This window comes from Deltaproteobacteria bacterium (assembly GCA_026129095.1).
In the GTDB taxonomy this organism is placed as follows: Bacteria; JAGRBM01; JAGRBM01; order JAGRBM01; family JAHCIT01; genus JAHCIT01.
Genome location: JAHCIT010000005.1, coordinates 291,288 through 311,563, shown reverse-complemented (window position 1 = coordinate 311,563; position 20,276 = coordinate 291,288). Strand labels below are relative to the sequence as shown.

At 54.8% G+C, this 20,276-nt stretch carries 21 protein-coding genes; 8 read left to right on the top strand and 13 right to left on the bottom strand.

Going from position 1 to position 20,276, the window contains the following annotated elements:
* Window positions 1–315 precede the first annotated feature (315 nt).
* The gene (locus KIT79_09660) at window positions 316–954 is read left to right on the top strand and encodes a hypothetical protein (GenBank protein MCW5829568.1); all 639 of its coding nucleotides are present in this window, start codon (window positions 316–318) and stop codon (window positions 952–954) included.
* Here the strand turns inward: KIT79_09660 and KIT79_09655 are convergent.
* Both KIT79_09655 and KIT79_09650 read right to left on the bottom strand, forming a co-directional pair.
* On the bottom strand, window positions 951–3,338 hold the full coding sequence (locus tag KIT79_09655) for a ThiF family adenylyltransferase (GenBank protein ID MCW5829567.1): 2,388 nt from the start codon (window positions 3,336–3,338) through the stop codon (window positions 951–953). The genes KIT79_09660 and KIT79_09655 overlap by 4 nt on opposite strands.
* Entirely contained in the window at window positions 3,338–4,441 is a 1,104-nt protein-coding gene (locus KIT79_09650; protein MCW5829566.1) for an MBL fold metallo-hydrolase, read from the bottom strand. The genes KIT79_09655 and KIT79_09650 overlap by 1 nt, the downstream gene beginning before the upstream one ends.
* A 306-nt stretch (window positions 4,442–4,747) precedes the next feature.
* Here KIT79_09650 and KIT79_09645 point away from each other — a divergent pair, with 306 nt between their 5' ends.
* A complete protein-coding gene (locus KIT79_09645; GenBank protein ID MCW5829565.1) occupies window positions 4,748–5,386 on the top strand; it encodes a hypothetical protein in 639 nt (212 codons plus the stop codon).
* Between the two features lie 220 nt (window positions 5,387–5,606).
* On the opposite strand, the gene KIT79_09640 is transcribed toward KIT79_09645, so the two are convergent.
* The 5 genes from KIT79_09640 to KIT79_09620 form a co-directional block, all read right to left on the bottom strand.
* Complete coding sequence (locus KIT79_09640) at window positions 5,607–5,768, bottom strand: hypothetical protein (GenBank protein ID MCW5829564.1); 162 nt, start codon at window positions 5,766–5,768, stop codon at window positions 5,607–5,609.
* Window positions 5,769–6,025: 257 nt separating this feature from the next.
* Window positions 6,026–7,147: a hypothetical protein gene (locus KIT79_09635; protein MCW5829563.1), complete on the bottom strand. Its 1,122-nt coding sequence runs from the start codon at window positions 7,145–7,147 to the stop codon at window positions 6,026–6,028.
* Window positions 7,144–8,415, bottom strand: a complete 1,272-nt coding sequence (locus KIT79_09630; GenBank protein ID MCW5829562.1) for a DNA cytosine methyltransferase — start codon at window positions 8,413–8,415, stop codon at window positions 7,144–7,146. The genes KIT79_09635 and KIT79_09630 overlap by 4 nt, the downstream gene beginning before the upstream one ends.
* Window positions 8,416–8,575: 160 nt before the next feature.
* A complete protein-coding gene (locus tag KIT79_09625) occupies window positions 8,576–9,169 on the bottom strand; it encodes a hypothetical protein (protein MCW5829561.1) in 594 nt (197 codons plus the stop codon).
* A 15-nt stretch (window positions 9,170–9,184) separates the two neighbouring features.
* The gene (locus KIT79_09620) at window positions 9,185–9,910 is read right to left on the bottom strand and encodes an RNA polymerase sigma factor (GenBank protein ID MCW5829560.1); all 726 of its coding nucleotides are present in this window, start codon (window positions 9,908–9,910) and stop codon (window positions 9,185–9,187) included.
* A 61-nt stretch (window positions 9,911–9,971) separates the two neighbouring features.
* On the opposite strand from KIT79_09620, the gene KIT79_09615 reads away from it, so the two are divergent.
* The 3 genes from KIT79_09615 to KIT79_09605 are packed head-to-tail and all read left to right on the top strand — an operon-like array spanning window position 9,972 to window position 11,940.
* On the top strand, window positions 9,972–10,769 hold the full coding sequence (locus tag KIT79_09615; protein MCW5829559.1) for an SDR family oxidoreductase: 798 nt from the start codon (window positions 9,972–9,974) through the stop codon (window positions 10,767–10,769).
* Window positions 10,766–11,497: a hypothetical protein gene (locus tag KIT79_09610; protein MCW5829558.1), complete on the top strand. Its 732-nt coding sequence runs from the start codon at window positions 10,766–10,768 to the stop codon at window positions 11,495–11,497. The genes KIT79_09615 and KIT79_09610 overlap by 4 nt, the downstream gene beginning before the upstream one ends.
* A complete protein-coding gene (locus tag KIT79_09605; GenBank protein ID MCW5829557.1) occupies window positions 11,494–11,940 on the top strand; it encodes a hypothetical protein in 447 nt (148 codons plus the stop codon). Before KIT79_09610 ends, KIT79_09605 begins: the two co-directional genes overlap by 4 nt.
* Before the next feature lie 10 nt (window positions 11,941–11,950).
* On the opposite strand, the gene KIT79_09600 is transcribed toward KIT79_09605, so the two are convergent.
* Both KIT79_09600 and KIT79_09595 read right to left on the bottom strand, forming a co-directional pair.
* Window positions 11,951–13,729 carry a hypothetical protein gene (locus KIT79_09600; GenBank protein ID MCW5829556.1) on the bottom strand — a complete coding sequence of 593 codons (1,779 nt, stop codon included), beginning with the start codon at window positions 13,727–13,729 and terminating at the stop codon, window positions 11,951–11,953.
* Between the two features lie 53 nt (window positions 13,730–13,782).
* On the bottom strand, window positions 13,783–14,133 hold the full coding sequence (locus KIT79_09595) for a hypothetical protein (protein MCW5829555.1): 351 nt from the start codon (window positions 14,131–14,133) through the stop codon (window positions 13,783–13,785).
* Window positions 14,134–14,212: 79 nt separating this feature from the next.
* Between KIT79_09595 and KIT79_09590 the strand changes: the two genes are divergently transcribed.
* Together KIT79_09590 and KIT79_09585 are read left to right on the top strand one after the other, a co-directional pair.
* Window positions 14,213–14,638, top strand: coding sequence for a hypothetical protein (locus tag KIT79_09590; protein ID MCW5829554.1), 426 nt, complete (start codon window positions 14,213–14,215; stop codon window positions 14,636–14,638).
* Window positions 14,639–14,799: 161 nt separating this feature from the next.
* Complete coding sequence (locus KIT79_09585) at window positions 14,800–16,008, top strand: serine hydrolase (protein ID MCW5829553.1); 1,209 nt, start codon at window positions 14,800–14,802, stop codon at window positions 16,006–16,008.
* 28 nt (window positions 16,009–16,036) lie between these two features.
* Here the strand turns inward: KIT79_09585 and KIT79_09580 are convergent, their stop codons facing one another.
* From KIT79_09580 to KIT79_09565, 4 genes are all read right to left on the bottom strand, one after another.
* Window positions 16,037–16,585 (bottom strand): hypothetical protein, encoded by a 549-nt coding sequence (locus tag KIT79_09580; protein MCW5829552.1) that lies wholly within the window; start codon window positions 16,583–16,585, stop codon window positions 16,037–16,039.
* 468 nt (window positions 16,586–17,053) lie between these two features.
* Window positions 17,054–17,305 carry an SUMF1/EgtB/PvdO family nonheme iron enzyme gene (locus KIT79_09575; GenBank protein ID MCW5829551.1) on the bottom strand — a complete coding sequence of 84 codons (252 nt, stop codon included), beginning with the start codon at window positions 17,303–17,305 and terminating at the stop codon, window positions 17,054–17,056.
* The gene (locus KIT79_09570) at window positions 17,287–17,415 is read right to left on the bottom strand and encodes a hypothetical protein (GenBank protein ID MCW5829550.1); all 129 of its coding nucleotides are present in this window, start codon (window positions 17,413–17,415) and stop codon (window positions 17,287–17,289) included. Before KIT79_09570 ends, KIT79_09575 begins: the two co-directional genes overlap by 19 nt.
* Window positions 17,416–18,165: 750 nt before the next feature.
* The gene (locus tag KIT79_09565) at window positions 18,166–18,717 is read right to left on the bottom strand and encodes a hypothetical protein (GenBank protein ID MCW5829549.1); all 552 of its coding nucleotides are present in this window, start codon (window positions 18,715–18,717) and stop codon (window positions 18,166–18,168) included.
* A gap of 138 nt (window positions 18,718–18,855) precedes the next feature.
* Here KIT79_09565 and KIT79_09560 point away from each other — a divergent pair, with 138 nt between their 5' ends.
* The gene (locus KIT79_09560; GenBank protein ID MCW5829548.1) at window positions 18,856–20,235 is read left to right on the top strand and encodes an FAD-dependent oxidoreductase; all 1,380 of its coding nucleotides are present in this window, start codon (window positions 18,856–18,858) and stop codon (window positions 20,233–20,235) included.
* The last annotated feature ends 41 nt before the right edge of the window (window positions 20,236–20,276 follow it).

The following is a 20,276-nucleotide window of genomic DNA, read 5'->3' as shown; positions in this document are numbered from 1 at the left end:
GGTTGGCGCACAATCCCGCCACATTAGGGGGTAGGGGCAAAATGACCAAGAGATTTTAGATATGTGGGTTATTGCTAGTTAGTTACTGGGGTTAGGTAGTTCTTGTATCACTGGTTATGTTTATGTGGACGGTTTTATCCCGGTCCCCGGCGCAAAAAGCGATAGGGGCTGGGGCACTATGCCGGAGTCTGAGGGCTTAAATGTCCCAACGGTTCGAATCTCTTTTTATCCTTCTACCCGAAAGGGGAATGTGAGCGGGCTAAAGTTGCGTAAGCGGAAAACCTGTCCAAAGATACGCTTTGAGGATGCACAAACGTGAAGCAATTCGACTTTTACGAATTCGCGGGCATTTTAGCGCCAGGCGCAATCACTATATTCGGCGCATCGTTGATCTATCCATCGATCTCCCTGATAGCGAAAGCATCGGGAGCGTCGTTTGGTGATCTTGGGGTATTTATCATTCTTTCGTACGCCGCTGGCCATTTGGTTCAGTTCATAGGAAATAGGCTTGAAACGTTACATTGGAAAATCTTCAAAGGAATGCCTACCGACTGGGTTATTTCCGGTCGTGGGAACTTGATAAGCCCCGATCAGCAGCGATTACTCGAAACACGACTCCAGAAATTACTCGGCCGAAATGAACCGGTCGAATTATCCAAAATTGCGGCAGCCGAATGGACGCCGATTACCCGGCAGATACATGCGGCAATTGGCGCGGCTAATCGACTAGAGCGAATCGAACGATTCAATGGCAACTATGGTCTGTGCCGTGGAATCGCCGCCAGTTTATTGGTCGTGGCCGCCCTGTTGTTATGGGAGAAGGGGCCAGGAAGCTGGAGGCCTGTGTTGTTTTTCGGGGTACTAGTTGCGATAGCTCTAGCCCGAATGCATCGTTTCGGCTGCTATTACGCCCGCGAACTTTTTGTCCAATTCCTAAATCTTCCAACCAGTTAATCGCCTGTTCGTGATACTGGAGCAGAATCGGTGATCCTCACACCGACGCTGTAACTACTGCTCCCCTTGGGAAAGCAGTAACAGGTGAATTCAGGATCACCCGATTTCCCGCTATCGGGCAGGCCGACTATCGCCATTATCGGGTAATCGGTACGGTATCCCGGATCTGCCGCAATATCATGCATAGAAACCGCGTCCCTTGGGCTAGGAACTGCCGGATATCCGGGGTGACTGTGCCAATCACCGACATAATCAATACCGTTGCCATTCCGCCGCACGGCATCCATTAGATACGTTTCACTGTAACCCCCATCTCTCTCAAACCGTGACGGCATGCTGGTGGCCTTTGGTCCCGCGTCACTTGCCTCCAGAACAAATACGTCCTGTCCCTTCCGATAGCCGATAAGCATACCGCCCGTCTCGTTCGGCTCATGTTGCCGAGCCAAATCTATCATTCGAGCTTGAACGTCCTTTGGAAAATGAACATTGCCAATCGCCTTGGGGCGGCACACTGAACATGCTGGGTGCGGAGGTAAAAACGACGAGGCCATCGAAAATGGCTTGGCCAGTTCCGAATGTCCTGGGATACCATCGGTCGTCCAAACCCATAAATTGTTTTCAGACGGTTGCGCCAGATCGCCAAGAATAAGTCTGCTGCCAAATGCCGCTACGGTCGTAAGATCCATTGCACTTGCCGCAAGTATGGGTCTACCGCATTCACGAGCGACAATTTCTCCGGGGATTTCATCCATTGGGAACGATTTTGGATCCGGCGTCTCATCTTGCAGATAATGCGCCAGACATTCCAGACACGCACCACTGCCAGGTATAGCCCGCAGCAGTTGACCTACCGAACCGGACCTGAGGGCGCGCAAATAGTAAACCGTCTTGCCGCTCGATACTGCCAGCTTATTCAACCGCAACTCGACACCATCATCGGCGATGGTGCTGATAGTCGCATTGGATCCCCATGCATCATTCGGGTTTCTCGTTATCGCATCGAGGGCATCCCCAAAAGTTGACGCCACCTCACAATGCGGATTGTGCTGCTTAACCATCAGTTCCGTCAGCGACGCCTTGGGAAACCCGACACCAAAGAGCCCGGATAGATGCCTAATGGTATTCCCGGCTGAAAGGATTTGGTTGTCCCATATCTTCAGTTTCCCGATTCCCGCTTTGGCAAGAAGCACGCCCGTTTCGGAGCCGATGGCTCCGGCTCCAAATAGCGATACCGTCCAGTTATTAATGTCCGGCTGGGCTCGGCCACCATTGCGAAGCTCCAAACTTCTGCGCTGTAAATCATGTTGGCGTAATACTGTTGGGACAGCAGTAGCGAGTGCTGTTCGGGATGAAGGACTTAAATCTAAGAGAGGGACCATCTCCCCTGTGGGAGCTTTGATTCGTTCAGGAGCAGTGTTTTTTATTTGCAATTCGATAAATAGCCATTCCCAACTGCCTGCCCTGCCTGGATATTGAATAGGCAATACCACCTTTTCCCGGCAGGTCCGCTCAACAGCATATTTTTCTTGAAGAGCTTCAATGGCTGCGGCGCCCTTTTCCGGATATAGCGTTTGGGCGAATTCGGAAGCTGATCGATATGGCCGAGGCTCCCCGGAAATGGGGTAGCACTCGCCGACCAGACAGTCCGGTTTCACCCGCAAAATATCCAGATTTTCTGTCGTCCCTGCGGAATCCCACCACTGCTCGTTCCCAAATGCTTCAGGCATTAGTCTATTAAAGACGGCTCGATCATCTGCCCATCCGTGTTCATATTGGACATGAGTTACCGCGAATAGTTGCTGCTTAGGTCGAAGTTGAACGGCTAGGAACCGCTTCGGAGCCCCTAGATTAGTTCGATGCATTGCCGGGCCGACCAATACGTCACCAGTTGCCTGGTAATGTTCTGAGAGTTCTGCATGATCGCCATCGAGATCGCTAGGGAATTGCCCTCGTATTGCGTGACGTAGCCATTTCCTGGCCCTGTGGAGTGCTTCAACACCCGTCACGGCAAGATGGTGCCAAGGGCGGCCATCTGCTTCGTAAAGACAAATCATTCCGCTAGCCATTTGGTGACGGGCGGAAAAGAAACGGATATTCGAGCGATCAAGCAGAAGCGGTGCTTCTTGCCCCAACTCGTGGGGCAATTTTTCTACCGGGATAACAGCGGGCGACGAATACGGAAAATCGGCTGGATAATACAAAACGATATTGACGGAAGTTGTCGTTCGTCCGGAGTGGAATTTCAAAGCGCCATAGAAGTAGACACGCCCCGAAATATCCGGTTCCGGCATCTCCGTCATTTCGGGGAACTTTTCTCGAAGTTCACTAGCCTCCGATCGATACAGATCAGGATGCTCAACGAACCATGGAATGCCTGGGAACATTACCGCTCGCTTGGCATCCCCATTGGATGGGTTTTGCCGACACGGCTGATGGGCGTGCTGGCGATGGTAGCTTTTGTGCCGCCACTGCCGCCGCCTTTGTCTGATTTTTCATCATCATCCGAAGCCGGGTATTCATCCGCAATTTTACCTCGGTCCTCTTCAAGTTCGTAATCCCCTTTGTCATCAACATCGAGTTGAAATGACCAACGCCCGGCTCCCATATGGTGAATGCAGTCCGTTTCGATGTATGTTTGATAAAGTTCAAGAGCATCATCGTGCGGATGATCGTGAGGACTGTCCTTCTGGGCCGGCGCGGAAATTACCAAGCGTTCTGGCTGGATGTAATCGAGATGTTTGGTGTACGGCTTGTCATCGTCCTCATCCGTTTTGAAAAACGTTCTGGACCCGTGGTGGGAAGCACTAAGTATTTCCGATTTTAGCCGGTTCTCTTCTTTTGCACCGTGGTAATCGGTGATGTGATTTTCCCATGCGGCTTTATCGGCATCCCCGGTCACCAGGACACCTACTTTTTTGCCGGCGGAGCCGTATCTTACCCGAAGCACCGCACAATGCTCATGTATACGCTGATAGCGTGTTTCGGCCTTTTCGTCGGCGATTTCATCTTTCACGTATTCGGCTGGCGCCAGGATATGAACTTCAGCGGCTCCGAATTTGACCGCCGTCCGGGATCCCTGAAGTTCTTCAACCTTTCCCTTTCGGTCTTCCACTTCTTTCATCAGGGTTTGCAGCTCTTTATAGGCATCACCGTGTTCCCGGCCAGGATTATGACCGCTGTGCCAGACGTTCTGAATCTCTATGGCCTGCCGTAGAGCTTTGAGGCCACCAAGATGATCCGAATGAGGGTGCGTATTAACGAACAAGTCGAGAACCGGTCTGCCCTTGGAATTCTTAGGGAGCGTATCCGCTAAAAAGCATGGCAGGTCGATTCCGTTGAGTGACGGCGAATAGTTGCAGTCCACAAGCATGGAGATGTGTCCACCAAGGCCGTCAGGTACGAGAAAAAGGGTTGCCTCTCCCTGCCCAACGTACAGAAAAAGGACACGCATTACATTGCTTTTCGGATACAAGTCTTCGGAGGTCACGGTAACTCCCTTAAATGCCACTTCAGCATTCAACATCGTGCCATTCTGGAAAGGAGTTGCCGAAAAGAGATCGAAGAATGAAGTCTTTGAGGCTCACGCCTTCCCAAAACACAACGTCGGCCAAACCAAATGATTTAGCCCCAAAGCCCTCATTGCTTAAAATGGCTATCGCTCAAAAAACGTCAAGGGTACGAAAAATAAAAAATATAACCATGTGATATTATGGGGAAATATAGAGGCTCCATCAGCAATCTTGTAATCTGGGACAGTTCAGCTTCGAAACTCGAATAACTGGATTTCAGGTGTATGACGCAGGAAAAAACTTCTATGGCACGGGTTACCTTCACAGAATTCTTCAACCAACTTGTTGAGCAGCTTTATCTCCTCGATCAAGAGAAGGGTTCACACTACTATCCGCTTCCGGAAATTGCGGGAGCTCTCGATATAGACGTGCCAGATTCCGGATGGTTCATCGACGCTGGGCATGCTCTGCAAGATCAAGGCATAGCCAAATGCCTATTTCTTCCCAAGGGAATGGTTCACGCGGAACTGACCGGGAAGGGACGAATGTTTGTCGAATCAAACCGTGACGGCAGCGACGATGGCAATAATGTCCAGCACGAAGTAAATGTCGTAAACGTGCATGGAAATAGTAACCAGATAGCTTTCACGGGAAAGCACAGCTCAATTAGCCAAACCCTTCCCAGTCCAGTCGATTCAGAAACTTTGGCCACCCTAATTAGGGCCGCAAAGAACGCTCTAAGCAGTGACGCAAATCTGACCGACGTTGAGAGACGTGAGCATTTGGGCGACTTGGATGAAATTGAACGGCAGTTCTCTAAGACGAAGCCCGACGCCGGTATTATTTCAAGACTGCTCGAACCCTTAAGCAAAGTCGCATCGGTCGGAAATTTCATCTTCAAATTTAATGAATTTTTGCATTAGGCTCTGTCATAGGTCTTCCAGCGCGATCGTCTGGAAGGGCGCCGCGTGTCTCTTGATGTAAAGCAGCCGTGCGTGTGCACCGGTTTTAGCACAGTCAGCAGCCCGAGATCAGGTTCATTTAGAGGCCCATTTGTTTGCGTCAACAACCAGGATTTGTTTAACGGTCAAACCGGCAGCCCTCAATACCTCCAAAATTGCGTCGCGAGCCGCAGCAGCATTTTCAATAGTTACCTTCCCCATCACTGTAGTGCTCGGCAATGGCAATTTTTTTCGTGGTTACGGGCTCAAGATTGAAGTTAGCTAAGACCTTGTACGCATCGTCGTAATCATCGTCTTCATCCAGGTCGAAGGTGACCACAAGTGTCACGAGCTTCCCCGCCATTAGGGAAAGTATGGCACCTATCATTCGTATTTTAAATATCCATACGATTTTTACAACACCCCAAATGCATTATCCTGTTTTCGCCAGATGGCACACCGCGTGACAATTCCGTGCACTCCAAGGCTAGTCTCAAACCAGATGCCTTTGGGGTTCCCGGGCCATCATGGATTCATCCTCGTATCTGGTACGATTGGTCCGTCCTGCTGGACGTGTCAATCATCATCCCCCCCCGCAATAATTCGCTACGGAAGGAATCCTCACACCGTTAACGTTGTACCTAACTCCGGCCAAAGCCTGCTTATACGGCGTGCCAAAAGCGTCAACATACCCGTTGCAGATGCTATATTTTCTAATGCTGCTGCGGGTGCGACCTGAAGTGCATAGTGAGAAATAGATGTCGCATCGGTAGCAATAATCTTTGAAATTACTAGTGGGCTGGGCGATGTTCGACTCATAGAACTTATATCAAATACGTATATCCAAGCCGGTACAATGGGGGGTCGGGCACCACCACTTGGGAACAGACTGAATGTCCCATCTGGCTCTGATCTCAGCTCTGGTTGTCCCAAGTGACGCTGCCAACTTTCCCAAACCGACAGTGGAACGGCAAGGACACATCCTGCACAACGTGGATTTTGACCGAGCTGAAACTTAAACATCATTTGATAGAATGTTCGTTTAAACACATTGGCTATATTTGGACCTTCAATATCCTCACTCAACCAGTTTTGATTGGTCTGTAATGATGTAGCAAAATCTTTTGGGTGCAGCCGAAGAGCGTCCTTGAGATTAGCAACGGCCTTTCTATATGAGCCGTGGAAATCCATGGTCTGAATTTCAATAACGCCAAAACGGCCAACATGCGGCCGACCATCTGATAATTCGATTTCGATTATTGTGACGTCGAAGGAAAACTCTGGCGACTTCGCAGTTGCGGGTATACTTAGTTCGCCGCCTAGTTTTTCGTCAAAATAAATAAATACCCGATCTCCTGATCGGAGCCTTTGGCCTATCTCTTCTCTGATTTTCTCTGCCTCTAACCGAATGGCAGGAATGATATATACAGCTTGGCTTTCGCGAAATCCGAATAGCCGTCTGACCGCACTTTCAAGAAGTGACGGATCAAGAGCTCGGTATGGGCAGACCAGCCAATCCATTCTGGTACCACTAGTAGCAGTGTTGATCGTGCACACACCTCGCGCAGCACTACTTTTGATACATGTTCTGACCTCACCAATTGCAGCGGTTAAGAAGGGGCACGACTCTGCTTGCTGCTCTTTCAAACTCTTTTTCCCGGCTACGACATTCGGAAATACGCGATGGCCGAACCATTCGCTAACATAATTTCCACGAGCGGCTTTGCTTGGTTTCTTCATCACGCAGGAATTTTATATCGTGATTTTGGCACTATACGCTCAACACTCGCTGCTGCAAGAGCCTGTTGGATTTCAGTTCCTACAGCGCGTGCCAATAGTGGCGGAACGGCATTCCCGATCTGATCGTACTGATCGGTATAGTTCCCTTCAAACACGAACCAATCTGGAAACGATTGAATACGAGCAGCCTCCCGAATGCTTATCGTGCGGGTTTGGTCGGGGTGGATGTACTCCCCCGATTTGGGATCGCGAAATCTAGTGATGATGGCGCGCGCAATGCCATCCCACTTCATCCGTCTAAAACGACGAGTGTGGTCCTTTCGTAGCGCGCGCTGCATCCCCGGAGGGAGTAATTCTCGTGGTAAGTCTCGCCAGTCTTGGCCGGGTTGGAGCGTCTGAATTCTCTGGAGATTTATGGGTGACAATTTTGGAGCATAGTGATTGTGCAATTCGGCGCGTTTGCAGTTTGCTCGCATGGCTACTTGATACGGCGATTTGGGTTTATTCGTATATATCGTTCCGACTTCGCCGCTCTCAATTGGCGGAAGATCACTAATTGCATCCCAAATTGACAGGAAGCCTTTGGATTGGACGTCTGTAATCTTTCGATTTGGGACTAGATCACCAATTCCCAATCGCCCATGAGTTGGGACGGGGAAACCCGCAGTTCGCGGGCCGAAATCTGACCGCCATGCGACGAAAAACATTCTCCAACGCATCTGGGGAACACCATATTGGGCAGCTAAAAGCTCCGCGCATTCCACACGATAACCCAATCTTCCGAAGGCTGCCCCGATTCTACTCAAAAGCACACCTTTGCTCAGGGTAGCGAGGCCCGGGACATTTTCGATCACGGCGACGCGGGGCTTCAGTTCGCCAACAATGCGAACAAACTCTTGAAACAGGCGGTTACGAGGATCTTCAAGGACACGTTGTCCGAGGATACTAAAACCTTGGCACGGTGGCCCACCAATCAATAGGTCCAGCTCGCCCCGACCTAAACCAGTCTGACGCAATATTTTCGCGCCTGATAGAGACCTGATATCGGTTTGCTGGAATTTAATATTCGGAAGATTTAGCGTATGCGTCGCCATACACGGACCGGAAATATCAGACGCGAAAAGCACATCGAACCCAGAATTCATCAACCCAAGCGAGATGCCGCCTGCGCCTGCAAAAAGATCGACGGCAGTTAATCTATTTCGGCGAGAACAAACGCCGGGCGGATTAATTCGGTAGAAATCTGCTGCTCGTGGCTTCATCTTGACCATCAATTAGCAGGCTGCATTGCCGACCGCCCCTAGGATCACTCGTAATCGCTACGCTGCCATTCCTACCTTTTGAAATACTATTTAGCAAAAGTCAGTTTGTCACGGGGTTGGACAGGTCCGGCTTGCGCTGGTCGTCCGTGACGATCATGAATAACAGCCATCATTGCAGATCTTTGCTCGCCTCTTCCAATGTTTCCCCCGTCTCGGTCCGCCGGGCTTTGATCGCGTCGATCTTCACGCCGGCCTCTACCACCTCTGCCGGCGCAGCGATGCGGGGCGGTTCATCAATGCCGAGAACTTTATGCACCGATCCGGCGAGCAAAAGTGCTTCCGTTTCGTCCAGGTCCCGGCTGCCGAGCCGGAGTTGCAATGCGTCGGTGACCAGAACGACCTGATAGTAAGTGGAGACGGCACTTCCCTCGCGCTGACTCAGCTTCAAGACAGCAACGTGCCGGATGCCATCGAACGGCATCCGTCCCTGTTTCGTTCCGATCAGACGTCGAGACTCCCAGCTCAGGACCTTCCGGACCGGGTCAAATTGAAACCTAGAGTCCTGAACCAAAAGACCGCACAGAAGAACAAAACCGACGGCAACTCCTTCAAGGAGAAGGTTTAGTGTCGTTGCCGTCCCGGTGCTGAGCGCTCCCCCCCAATGGACCGACAGGCCTACGGCACCCGCAACAAGGGACCAGCGAAGCGCCGGCAGACCTTCTTCGAGCAAGAGCCTACCGGAGCTGTCTGTGGTGACTTTCATTGCGCTTCTTATGGTTCAGAGCCTGTCGAGCAAACCGAACATCATCCTGTGCCATCTCCCCCACGGCTTCGACCGGCCGGTCTTAAGCAGTTCAATCCGTTCCGCCAGGTGATCTACGCCGCCTTCGATGGGCCGGCCCCGGTCGGCACGGAAAAAACCGTCCAGTTCGACACACTGATGGCAAACGCCTTCCTTCGTGATCAGCGCACAGGTGGTTCGGTATTTCGAGTCCATGTAGCTGCGTGCTTCCTGAAGCCAGTTCTTCACCTGATTCTCCGTGGCTTCAAGGACTGAGGCCGATTCGGCTAGCGAAAAACCGTGAACCTCCTTGAGCAGCAGTGCCGCCGCCTTCTGTTCCGGAAGATTCCGGAGCACGCAGGCAAAGCAGGCAATCAAGTGCTCGCGAGCTATGGTGCCAGTTTCAGGGGTAGACGCCAGTTCCTGCGAGCTTGCGACAAAGCCTGCGTCGGCTTCGGCAGCGATCTTCAGTTCAGTTAGAGCATTCTCACGCCAGTTCGAATGCTTGCGCCGCTCGTCGATGGCGAGGTTTGTGGCAACCCGGAAGAGCCAGGCTTTTGCCGATTCTGGCTGCCATGCGGGATCCTCACGGCTCTCCAGAAACCGGACAAATGCCGCCTGGGTTATTTCTTCGGCGACGGCCGGTCGGATAACCAGCCGGCATAAATAGGCCGTAAGCTCCGGACGGAGCCGTTCGTATATCTGACCGCTATTTTCTTCCATCCGTTTCGGGCTCCTCGAACGTCTTATATGTGATAGCGCCACTACGCAGTCAGGCGGTTCGATGAGTCAGACAAGTTTACCACTCGCTGGACGGAACGCAGTCATCTTTGCTGCAACCGGAGAGATTTCGCAAGCAGTTGCCGCTTCGCTCGGAAGACTGGGTGCGCGGCTATTCCTTTCAGCGAGGAATGAGGGGCGACTTGAGCTAGCGGCAAAACGGCTGGAAAAGGCTCTCGGCCGGACTGTAGCGGCAGATATCGTAGATGCGGCTGACACGGCTTCCGTTGAAGGATACCTGCGAAAGATCGAGCGGCTCATCCCGCGTTTTGATATTACCTTTAACGGCATTGGGCTTTCCCCGGTGGATGCCGGATACGGGCTTCCCTCGACGGAGCTGAAATTCGACCAATTCACCGGAACCCTGAGAGCAATCGCCGGGTCGCAGTTTCTGACCTCAAGTCTCGTAGCCCGGCGGATGACGACAGATGGCGGCGTCATCATTCTGATCACATCCTCTCTATCGCGCCATTCCATCCCGCATATGGCCGGAATCACAGCAGCCAGCGACGCAGTCGAAGGTCTGGCACGAGTATTGACGGCCGAATATGCCCCGCGCGGCATTCGGGTGGTTTGTGCCCGTCTGGACTCGATCGGCGAAACCCGGACGATTCAGCTCACCATGGCGGCCAATGCCGTCACGGCGGGAATACCGGTCGCTGAATACGCCGAGCGGATCCGGAAGCTCCAGGTCTCGGGACGCCCGTTGACACTCGAAAACGCAGGTCAGGCCATCGCTTTTCTCGCAACCGAAGCTGCCTCTGCTTTCACCGGCCGAGTGGTAGATATCGGATACCCATGAACCCATCGTTGCGCGAGGTCGTGGCAGCTCATGGCGGAATGGAACGGTGGGCGTCATGCGAAACGATCGAGGCCATTCTTTCGACTGACGGGCTCGCCTTCCGTTCCCGGTTCCAGGGCGGAAAGCTGATAGGCAAGCCTATCCATGTGGAACCCCGCCGGCGGGTCGTCCGGATCGACAACTATCCGGCACAGGGATATTCAGGAATCTGGACTCCGGACGTCGTGTCGATCCGCTCAGAATCCGATGTTGTGCTGGAACGTGAGTCGCCCCGAAGCTCATTCGAACATTTCAGCCGGAACTTCAGATGGGATGCGGCAGATCTCCTCTATTTCTGCGGCTACGCACTATGGAATTATCTGTCATTCCCCTGGCTTCTGACCGAGCCGGGCATGGTGATCCGTGACCGGCGGTCGAATGCTGGCGACATTATTCTGGACGCGGTCTTTCCCGATAATTTCCCGACGCACTGCCGAAACCAGTCATTTCAATTCAGCCCCGAGGGACTGCTGCTCCGCCATGACTATACGGCGGACGTGATAGGACGCTGGGCCGCTGCGGCGAATTTCTGTCTTGAACATCAACGAGCGGGGGGCCTCCGGATTTATACGAACCGGAAGGTAGTACCCAGGATTGGCGCATTTTCAACATTACCCGGACCGTTACTGGTCTGGATCAGGCTTGCAGACATACGGGTGAATGGATTCCCGTCAAAGGAGATTTCATGAAACATCTACGCTCGGTAATAGCCGGGATAACCGGCGGTTTTTTCGGCAACGGCCTTCTTGGAGGCATCTATTCGATCAGTTGGGTCCGGGATCTGCTCTACGACCCGGCACGACAGAGCAGGCTATTCCGGGAGGTCACGCCGCTCCGGAACATTCCGGTATCTGTCGCCGGACTGGTGGTCCTGTCGGCAATTCATGGAGTGATGTTCGGAATCCTCAGAGATTCCGTTCCCGGCTCGAATTGGAAAACCAAAGGAATCGCATGGGGCGTTATGATCTGGGCCATGTACTGGCTGTTCCAGGAATGGTTCATCTACATGACGTTGCTCGGCGAACCGTTGTCGCTAGCGGCAGTCGAACTTGGTATCCTGCTCATCGGATCGATAGTTGAAGGTCTCATTATCGTCCGGATTATCGGAACGGAAGGTCCCGCCAAGTCATAGTAAGTTACGTCTAACGAAAATCTTTGACCCGGCGGGCTAACCACTCGCACGGTTCCTTCTCGCTGTTTCGGCACCTTTTCTTCCATCCGAGCACCTGGGCGTATTCGATGTCCCTGACTTGAAAGAGATAGCAGCTTTCCCGGTCACCCGATTCGCAGGCCGACTTCCAGAGGTCGTTCGCGTGATCGCGGTCGCGGTGATACTCCCAGTCGTAGGCGGCCTCCCGGCACTGAATCTGGTTTCCCTGGCGGCAGTTCCGGTCCCGTTCGGCCATCCGATCAAGCTCGGGGCATTCGCCCTTGGTTTGTGTTTCACATTCCTGCCGGTCGTAGACGAGATGCCACATCGCCTTATCGCGCCGTGCCGGAGGAACAAAAAGGCAGCTCCTGAGCAGACCTCCGTTACAGGCCCGCACCCACAACTCTTCGGCCCTCGACGGGCTCGTCGGTTCGTAGGTCTTCAGCGCGAGGCGGTCGCAATCTGCCAGCGACCCTCCGCCGCAAGCTGATTCGAGGCGCACTATTTCACCGGCACGGGCATGCGCTTCCGCTTCAAACTGTTTCATCAGCTCGGCCGGAGAAGGATCAGAGCGAGCCGCCCGTTGGCTAGCGGAGACATGAACCCTCCCGCTTTCGTCAGACATCCAGTACACGTCCCGGCCCTCCAGCGACTGGCGCCAGTGAATCTCGAAACCGTTGACATTGCCAAAAGAATTTCGGACGGTGACGAACTGCACCGCTTCACCACGTGATCCTGAGTACCAATCTCCTTCGATACGAGCCTCGCGGCCGTCAGGCAAAACTGTCAGACACCCGGAGCCCGCCGGTCCAAGATCGGAGAGGGACGCCGGATAAGTCCCGCGGTCGCTGGCAAACCGGACGGCGCAGTGCTTGATCAGTCTTCTGGGTTCGGACCGCCAGACATCGGTACAGCTCCAGCGGTCGGCATCCTCCGGACGCGGCGAAAAACCGTTCAATGCACCGATTTCGTCCGCCACGTAGATCTGGTAACCGGTTTTCCAGGCTTTTCTGGGCGCCGCACAGAGCGAAAAAACACCCCGAGGACCGGACTCCGGCTTCACACCGCTCCAATAGCTGATCTCGTACCCTTCAGGGCTGTCTTTCAACAGGTCGGGACTCGCGCACGGCGAGCCGCCAGCCGCTAGCTCGTCCAATGTTGCAGGATAACCGGCCTGCGGATTGATGCTCCGGTGCCGGTTCAGACAATCCACGACAGCGGAAAATACCGTTCCTGTCTGGCTCTGGTTACTCAATGCCGTCTGGGTACGACGGTCTCCGTAGGCGATAAACTCTTTCCCGCCAGCGAACAGGATCAGTGCATAAAGGACAGGACCAAGGACACCGACGGGAAGCGCCTTGTCCGGCCGCTCGGACGGAGCCGGTTTTCTCCATTCGACAATGGACAGAACGGTCACCGGAATCTGCGCAAGCACGAAGAGGACCAACAGGAAAATAGTCCAGATCTGGTCCCGGTTCCCCAACGTAAAACCAGCGAAAATTACGGTCAGGACTGAGAAAGGACCGAGAGCGACGATCGCCGTCGCCGCAGTGCCGCCAGCAAGTGCATTACCGTATCCCCGCTTCCTGGAAAGCAGAAGCACAACCGCTAGGAGATACGGTGCGCCGATCAGCGCCAGATAGACGAGCCAGAACTGACGGTCGGAACCCCTCACACCGCTGACTGACATCGCCGCATCGGTCACGAGCGTTTCTGCGGCGAGAAGGCAGAGTGAAATCACCAGAAAGACAATCAGTAAACGGCGAGCCATTGGCTTTTTTACCGCGATTGCGGCGGGTTGTCGACGATCCTCGGCGACGGCTTTCAAGAATCGATGTACGACGTTGGCGGCAGATGTGTTTTAGATCGCACAGGTTTAGGTCTCGCGGACAACCAGGCGATCAACGCTGAGACCGCCGCCCAGAAAGTAACCGCCGCCAGATATCCCCATATACCATTGGGACGCGCTCCGAATTCGACGAAGGTGAAGGCTCCCGTCCATTTTAGAAGCAGGCCGGGGATAAACCAGGCGAACAGTCCGCCAAAAAACAGCGGGGCGGCCAGCGGCGGCAGGACTCTCCCAACCGGTATTGCCAGTGGTAGAGCGGCCATCAGGAAAAACAGTGCACCAGTGAAAAAACAAATGAATAGCCGCACTGGCTTCGAGATGTGCATGTCTCATTCTAGCAGAAGGCGGCAATTTCGCTGTAAATCTGCATTACGGCCGTGATCCGTCTAGAATTCAACGAATATAATGGCGAGAGAAAGCGCACCTTCGGCAACTAACGTACGAAAGATCCTGAAATTTGCCTATAGCATTCTGCTTGTGTCTGCGGCCCTGACGCTGGCAATGGTCAGGGTCTTATCTCCGAGTTCACTGAAGGCCGGCATCCTGTTTTCGCTTTGGCTGCTGTTCCCGCATGCACTCATGGCGATCCTGACACCTTTCCTCTCAGGGAGTCGCCTGACGTCAGTAGCGAACTTCACAGTGACACTGGTGGCCAGCCTTGGTGGGCTAATTCTGCTGGCGGATGTCATCTTCTTCCACCCCGATGCACAGGGACCCATCGCAATCATATTGGTGCCGGTCATTCAGGCGGCTGGAATTGTTGTGCTGACACCGATAGCGCGCGTGACAGCCCGCCTCTATTTCGGCCGCAGACGCAGGTCGAAGTCATGACCCGACACTTGGCCCTATGGTTATCCGTGCCCGGCGCTGTCCTGCTTTCTGGTTGCTCGGTTTCCCAGCCCTTTCGGGTTGCGTCCGGGCTTGTCAGTCACAACGTCTGCTCAGAGACGTTTGTTACAGGTCTGGAGCCTCAAAGATCCTATATTGAGAGCGTGAAACCACGACCGGGATTCGGCTTCATCTCCTGGGCGACCGGTTTTTCCGTGGACCGTATCAATCAGGAAACCTCAGCCACCATTTTCGGCGGTTTCAAACGACGGGCAGCTTATCGGAAAGGTCGCGGCTGCCTGCTCCTACCGGATAACGGCAATTTACCTGAGCGATATGCGATAGAGATTCACGGTGGTGAATTCGGGACTGTTCTTCCGGACATCGCCGATGGGATCGAACCGGTCACTCCAATAAGTGCGCGGCTCTCAGCCGCTATGGATGAAGCTTTCGAAGAGCCGGCCAGCGGCGAACCGCGAATGACTAGGGCTATCGTCGTGATTCACCACGGCCGTGTCGTCGCGGAGAAATATGCGTCCGGCATCCAGACCAATACACCGCTGCTCGGTTATTCGATGGCGAAGTCGGTGATGAACGCACTTGCGGGTATTCTGGTCCGGCAGGGCAGACTGGACGTGAACGCTGTGACGCAGCTGAGGGAATGGTCCGGAGACGAACGAAGCCGGATAACAGTCGATCACCTGATGCGAATGACCAGCGGTCTGGACCTTGGAGAGTCCGGGAGCCCCTATTCCCCGGTTGCGCGGATGATGTACCTGGAACCGGATATGGCGGCGTATGCGAGAAGTGCGCCGCTGGACTGCGAACCCGGAAAATCCTGGAGCTACACGAGCGGTAACACGTTGATCCTGTCCGGGATTCTGAAGGACAGAGCCGGCGGCGATCTGGCCGCCTTTGCTCAACAGGAGCTTTTCAGTCCACTCGGGATGAAGACCGCAGTATTGGAAAGCGACGCGGCCGGGACACCGGTAGGATCAACTTACTTACTGGCTTCAGCCCGGGACTGGGCGAAATTCGGCCTGCTGTACCTCCATGACGGTGTCGTATCCGGACAGCGAATACTGCCGGAAGGGTGGGTTGAGTATTCAACTCGTCCGACACTCGGTACCGGTTACGGCGCAGGATTTTGGATCAACGGATTGGATGGCGATATCCCGTTTACGACGGTTCCGTGGAGCATCCCTAAGGCACCGAGGGGTTCCTTTTATGCGAAGGGGATGCTCGGCCAGTATCTGATTGTTATCCCCGAATGCGATCTCGTGATAGTCCGGATGGGCGCATCACACGGACGAAACGGGGAAATCGAAAGCGTATCAAAATTCTTAAGCCACGTAATCGCGGCGCTACGGTAAGCACGTCATACCCGCATTAATACTATCCCTATTTGCCTGAAGCCGCTTTGCGGATTCGACGGCCCCATTGTTCGAATCCGCACGGGTCTAGGATCGCGTGCGAAACTTGCCTGAACTCTTTTCCGTCAAATACCCAGGTATCCAGGTTCGTCGCCTCTACTCTTAGACGGCTGAACGACTGGATGATCCGGTACTTATTGACACGCTCATCCAGCACAGCCAGATGGCCAAAGAACTTCCCGATCAGTTTCATCGAGCCGTTTTCGAGAAGAATATACGGACAACCGGCATTCCCGCACGATCGTCCACCCGGACTGGTCAGAAACAGCTCTTCCTTGCCGTCATTGTTCAGATCCATGCCAAGGGAAACCGGCAGTTCATCGCCGTAATCGAGTTCTTCCAATGACCGGCCTATATCTCCCTTGTCCGGAAGCTTCTCGGATTTCCAACTCGACGGAAGAAACTCCCCCGGAAGCACCGCCTCGTCACCGCTCAGAGCCGCACAATCAGGTTCTGCCGAGGCGGACAGGGCGGACCCAAGGAAAAGAAGGAAGAGAGAGGGAAGTAGTGCTTTCATCGATGAGACCGGTCCATGGAATACTTCCAAAATGCCAAAACCCCCAATCAGAAATAACGTGCCAATTCTAATAGTTTCCCAACCGCTAGACCCACGGAGGTCATATTTTCCCGAATAATGGCATCGATCGGGGAGAGCATCAGGAATAGGCATTTCTGAAACCACATTGCTTGGGGCGGTTTTAAATGTCTATGCCGAGAGCAGATCCGCGACCAGCCGTTCCTGATCCCCCGGAACGAACAGCGGATTCAGATATTTCGTTCGATAAGCGTCCCCCGCTGCCCGCCAGTCTTCATATGACATTACAGGTGACGTACCCCGCCGGCTGCTGCTCGCTTCCGTCTGGATTTATCTCGCGGCGGTTTACCTGATGTTTCTCGTCTCGCCCTGGTACGGCGACATGCAGGCCCCAAGCCACCTTCGACCGGATACTCACCCACGCGGGGGTGGTGATGGGGATGGCACTCGCTATTTCGCACATCGAAAGCCGACAACATCTACGGCGAACTCGTTTCTTCCCCCACCCTGGTATGTCAGTTTCAATGTCTTTGAATCCTGATCGCAACGATACGTCCCACCTTTGATAATTTTATTGCCTCCGATCTTCCCGAATCTCTGCCCAGTCAACCACCGCTCCCACACATTGCCGGACATGTCGCACAGGCCATGCGGCGGTTTCCATCCGGCTTTGAGCAAAAACATCATGTCGTTTTGCGCCACAACCAGACATTGTTTTCCTCATCACCGCGTCCTGGACGGCGGCGTCGCCCGGGGGGCATCCGCCGGTCATCGCCCCGTGCAGCCTTCTCCCATTCCCTTTCTGTCGGCAGCCAACGCTGCCCACTGGCGGTAGATACTGGCTGGTCCCGTTACGCAGTTGCGGACGGCTCGCGGCCGGGCGGGGCTCACCAGGCTTCCGAAGAAGAACGGATGGTTCAGCTGCAGCGTACAATCCAATCAAAACGGGTTCAGGCGGAGTACCGAACGCCCACGGACACTGATAGTATTCGCTGACCGTTACCTCATGGTCAATCCAGAAATCGGAAGGAATTGGGGTATTTCATCCTTTCCGAAAGAAGAAGCTGCCCGCCGGATCAAGCACCATCGTCGATAGGTTCCAGGGCTGGGCCCGGCATGCAACTGGGCAGGAGACTGCCAATGCCAAACTGATCAGGACCAAGGGAGCAATTCTGTTATTGCTGATGGACACTTCATATCACTGGCTTTTAGTTATATGGGGGCGAGCGATGTGACATCGAAGATTCCCGTGGATATCCTAGAAATGCAGTTCCTTCTGTTCTTTAGGTAATCCACGAGCTGATCGATCCTTTTTCGCCGCAAAATACCCGCCGGTAACAATGCCGCCAGTAAATACTGCTGAACGAGATTCCTCTGCCCGTAAGGCCGTCTTGGAAGATAAAGTTTAGTGCGGGTCTGATATCTTCCTGGCAAGCGAATAGGCGACTTCTCCACCGGCCGCCGCCTGTCCACGGCTGGGTTTGGAGTCCCTCTAAGCCTCCTTGCCATTTCGGGCACTGTCTTAAGAAATTCAGAAACTTCAGTGAGGTTTTCCCCGAATATCATGCTCCGCCAAGATACGTGAGAATTCCGGTTAGAATGCCTATTCCGGTTCCAATCATGGAACCCACTAACATCCCTTCCAAGTCATCTACATTTCGATGGGCGGACCGGGCCAGGCCCAATGACCCGCCGGTAAACCCACCAACTCCGGCCGCAACACCCAGATTGGTGCCACCAATAGCTGCGAATACAAGTCCTGCCAATGCTGAAGTAGCAGCGATTACCACTACCGCTAACACAACTTTGAAAAATTTTCTCCAGAACCCGTACCCGTCCACATCCACCCGGTTCAGCGGGTTGTTGAGCACGTAGCTGAAGCGGTTGAGGTCCTGCGGCTCGAACGTCCGCCCCCGCCAGTCAGCGAGCCGTTCTTCCGACATGGAACCGGCGCTGGCGCTGCCGCTCTGGTAGTCCCACTCCGCCATCCGCATCGCCTGGAGCGGCGCGGGTTCGAGCTGCCGGGGGTCGGCCGAGATGAACCGGCCCGCCTGGGGGTCGTAGGTGTAGGCATACTCCCGCACAACGCCATTCGTGGTTTCTGTTTTCCTCACGATACGGCCCAGTTTATCACGTTCGTATGACTGGCCGAAATGCGTAATGGCCCCATGTCCAGCATCTAGGAAAACCGTTCCATCACGGCTGCGAAACCATCACATATGTGCCGTCATGTGCCACAATCGCGGCCGCATATGCCTGTCCAGCCGGAACTGGTCGAAAAGGACGCCGTTGTGGTCGGAGCCGGAACCGCCGGAAGCGGCGCCGCCCGTGCACTTGCTGGAGCAGGCCTGTCGGTAGCGCTGCTGGACAGCCGGACGATGGACAAGACCGGCGCCCGCTGGTGCAACGGCGTGCTCCGGTGGCAGTTCGAACGGGCGGGAGTGCCGTTTCCCAGGGAACCCGAGCTGCGGGCTGCTGGCGACCCGGTTCACATGACCGGCCCCGACGGAACGACCCTCCGTTTTCCGGATAACCCCATCATCGAAGTGGACATGCGCCTGCTCACGGAACGGCTGCAGCGGGACGCCCGTGCGAGCGGCGCCGTCCTTTTCGGGAAGTGCCGGAATCTGGCGCCGGTAATAGAGGACGGCCGCCTGCGGGAAATCTCGGTCAATGCGTCTGCGGAGGACGGCCGAAGCGGCGGCTTCCGGTTCCGGGCCAAGCTGTTCGTGGATGCGAGCGGCCGGTCCGGAGTGCTCAGGCGCCACATCCCCGCCCTGCGGGATTCATGTCCGGACGTCGAGGCCAAGGACCTGTGTTCGGCCAGCCATTTTGTCTACGAACTGAAGGATCCGGAAGGGATGCGCCGCTTTCTGGACCGCCACGGCGCGCAGCCGGGCGAGGCCGTGAACTGGATGGGGCTCGATGGCGGGTTCTCGGCGCTCATGATCCGCGTCGAGAAGAACCTCGAGGAAGTCGCCGTGCTGACCGGTTCGATGGCTGAGGGCCCCTGGGCGAAAGGGCCGGAGATCATGGCCCGTGTGCGGCGGGAGCACCCGTGGATCGGCGAACCGGTTTTCGGCGGCGGCGCGCTCATTCCACTTCGCCGGACCTGCGACAGGCTGGCCGCCGGAGGCGTCGCTCTCGTCGGAGACGCCGCCTGCCAGGTGTTCCCGGCTCACGGGAGCGGCATCGGCTACGGGCTGATCGCCGGACGGATGCTGGCCGACTCGGTCACGCAGGCGAAGGATCCGGGCGGCGACGAGCAGCTCTGGGACTACCAGTGCCGGTTCCAGCGCGAATTCGGCGCCGTGATCGCCGCTTACGAGGCAATGCGGCGCATGAGCAGCGACATCGGCACGGAAGGCGTCGGGGAGATGTTCGCGAGCGGAATCTTCGACGAGACCATGGCGTGGCCCGGTTTTGTCCAGAGACTGGAGACGCCGCCGCTTGTGTCGCTCCCGGCGAAAGCCGCCGCCTTCGCACGGCACCCTGCACTCATCCGGCTGGTCGTGCCGCGACTCCTCCAAATGGTGGCAGCACCGGCGGTCTATTCACAATATCCGGACTACCGGAACCGGCACCTGCTGCCCGTCTGGCGCAGGATCTCCGGGGCTGTGCTCAGGGAATAACCGGCCTGATACTGCTTCACATACCGGCATGGCAGCATCCA

Bases quoted from the DNA above. Each gene is read 5' to 3' on its own strand.
- KIT79_09645 (MCW5829565.1), top strand. From the start codon at position 4,748: ATGACGCAGGAAAAAACTTCTATGGCACGGGTTACCTTCACAGAATTC.
- KIT79_09615 (MCW5829559.1), top strand. From the start codon at position 9,972: ATGAGTCAGACAAGTTTACCACTCGCTGGACGGAACGCAGTCATCTTT.
- KIT79_09580 (MCW5829552.1), bottom strand. From the start codon at position 16,585: ATGAAAGCACTACTTCCCTCTCTCTTCCTTCTTTTCCTTGGGTCCGCC.
- KIT79_09630 (MCW5829562.1), bottom strand. From the start codon at position 8,415: ATGGTCAAGATGAAGCCACGAGCAGCAGATTTCTACCGAATTAATCCG.
- KIT79_09640 (MCW5829564.1), bottom strand. From the start codon at position 5,768: ATGGCGGGGAAGCTCGTGACACTTGTGGTCACCTTCGACCTGGATGAA.
- KIT79_09560 (MCW5829548.1), top strand. From the start codon at position 18,856: ATGCCTGTCCAGCCGGAACTGGTCGAAAAGGACGCCGTTGTGGTCGGA.
- KIT79_09655 (MCW5829567.1), bottom strand. From the start codon at position 3,338: ATGTTCCCAGGCATTCCATGGTTCGTTGAGCATCCTGATCTGTATCGA.
- KIT79_09625 (MCW5829561.1), bottom strand. From the start codon at position 9,169: ATGAAAGTCACCACAGACAGCTCCGGTAGGCTCTTGCTCGAAGAAGGT.
- KIT79_09600 (MCW5829556.1), bottom strand. From the start codon at position 13,729: ATGGCTCGCCGTTTACTGATTGTCTTTCTGGTGATTTCACTCTGCCTT.
- KIT79_09595 (MCW5829555.1), bottom strand. From the start codon at position 14,133: ATGCACATCTCGAAGCCAGTGCGGCTATTCATTTGTTTTTTCACTGGT.
- KIT79_09610 (MCW5829558.1), top strand. From the start codon at position 10,766: ATGAACCCATCGTTGCGCGAGGTCGTGGCAGCTCATGGCGGAATGGAA.
- KIT79_09605 (MCW5829557.1), top strand. From the start codon at position 11,494: ATGAAACATCTACGCTCGGTAATAGCCGGGATAACCGGCGGTTTTTTC.
- KIT79_09590 (MCW5829554.1), top strand. From the start codon at position 14,213: ATGGCGAGAGAAAGCGCACCTTCGGCAACTAACGTACGAAAGATCCTG.
- KIT79_09620 (MCW5829560.1), bottom strand. From the start codon at position 9,910: ATGGAAGAAAATAGCGGTCAGATATACGAACGGCTCCGTCCGGAGCTT.